The sequence below is a fragment of the Cognatiyoonia sp. IB215182 genome, from assembly GCF_033963905.1.
In the GTDB taxonomy this organism is placed as follows: domain Bacteria; phylum Pseudomonadota; class Alphaproteobacteria; order Rhodobacterales; family Rhodobacteraceae; genus Yoonia.
On record NZ_JAXBMB010000064.1, the window covers coordinates 1 to 1,401 of the forward strand.

A 1,401-nucleotide genomic window follows, 5' to 3' on the forward strand; every position below is an offset into this window, starting at 1 on the left:
GCGCTATGATAACCCGCATCAAAAAACACCCCATCGATCTCGTGCCGCAGACCGACATCAACCAGAAACGTGTCCTGTTCTACAGGCGCACCCTCTATGGCAAATACAGCGTCGTCGTCAAAGCGCATGGTCTTGGCCGGATCCACATCACCGAATGCGTGACGCCAACCGAGGCTACCGTTCAGCAGGGTCGCACCACTGCCGAAGCTTTGAAGCTGCCGCTCAAACCGGCTGCCCAGTGAGAAGACGCCGACAGCCTGCGACGCGCTGTTGGCGCGCAGTGCGGCGGCATCGCCTTCTTCGACGAAATCCTGCGTGCGCTGATTGATAAGTGCCAGGCCGCTGAAGGGCTCAAGACGGGCGAACCGGGTTGTGTGTGTATAGCCAACCTCACCAAAAGCCTCGAGCGTTATGGCCGCATAGTCCGCACTCACCTCATCGGAAAAGCTGCCGATCGTCACATCCCGATTGATGGTGACGTTGTGCCAGGCATTGCTTGCCCCGAACCGGAAATCGAATTCATTCAGCTGATACCCGGCATATGCTCCCAGAAGGAAGCTGCCAACATCGCCAGACGATTCCCGCTCATCGATCGTCAGGCTGGTGGTGCCATAGCCACCAAACAGACCGGTCCGCCAGCCTCTGAGAGTGTCTATGTCGGCACCGGTAACAAAGCCCGCCGTCTGGCTGTCAATGGCAGCCGTATTGTCGGTATCGCTGATTTCGCTCCAGTGGCCGTAGCCCTCGAACCAGCCCATGGGGCGCCCGGTCTCTGAGGTTTCGTCAGACCGGTCAAGGGCAACCGCCTGTTCTTCGTTTGCGGCGACGCCATCGAAGGCACTACGGATACGATTGTTGACGGCATGGCGACCAATACTGCTGTTCTGGATCAACAAGCCATCCACCGACGGGTGGATTTCCCCCGAAAGGGTGTGATAGGCACTGCGCGCATCATCTTCGCTGAGGCCCAGGACAGCATTCACGACATCATTGCTATTACTCGTGTTCAGGCTGCTGACAGCGATCGCAACGTTTCGCTGGTTCTCTGTGACAGCAACATCCGCAAGGCTCGTCAGGTTACGCTCCAACACCAGGATGACCTGGTTGGGCGTTCTATAATCCAGAGCTGAGTCCAGAAACGCAAAACTATCGGTGACGCCACCAAAGGTTCCGGTGATACCACTGTCGGCCGTCAGGATGGTGTATGCAGTGGACGGCGCATAGTAGAAGCCGGTATCTGTGCCATGTTCAGCCGAAACATGGACCATGGCCCCCTGGTCAATCGTCACGGCACCATCAACGGCCAGAAGATCGGCCTCGCCATTCCTATTGACCTCAACCGCGTAGCTTGAGCCTGCGCTCAGGGTGATATCCCCGTCTACATTCAATGTGCCGATGGAA

General features: G+C 57.5%; 1 protein-coding gene. It reads right to left on the reverse strand.

The features are described from left to right. Window positions 1-1,401: autotransporter domain-containing protein (locus SLH47_RS26265; protein WP_320244091.1), on the reverse strand; the 1,401-nt coding region annotated here is incomplete at both ends.